Here is a 241-nt window from a genome sequence, read left to right as displayed (position 1 = left end):
CATCGTGTGGCCTATCCTCACTGTCAGTCTGTCGATATTTCTGCTGCTGATCGAAGTCCTGTGGATTCGCACCGGCGACGTGATGTACTACCGCCACGCCCGCCACTGGAGCAAGCTGCTCGCGCTCTGGACCGCGTATGCGCTGCACAAAGCGCGCGGCAACCTCGAACGCCTCCTCGCGCAGCGCAAGCTCCTGCTCGCATGGGTACTGTGCATCCCGCTGCCTTACGTGGCCGTCGAG

The 241-nt window shown here is 62.7% G+C and carries 1 protein-coding gene; it reads left to right on the top strand.

All coding sequences use genetic code 11. From position 1 onward, the window contains the following. Window position 1 precedes the first annotated feature (1 nt). On the top strand, window positions 2-241 hold a 240-nt coding region (locus AB4Y44_RS42935), incomplete at its 3' end, for a cytochrome ubiquinol oxidase subunit I (RefSeq protein WP_368702858.1).

It is taken from the genome of Paraburkholderia sp. BR10937 (assembly GCF_040965695.1).
Classification (GTDB): domain Bacteria; phylum Pseudomonadota; class Gammaproteobacteria; order Burkholderiales; family Burkholderiaceae; genus Paraburkholderia.
This window is presented reverse-complemented; position numbering and strand designations above follow the sequence as displayed.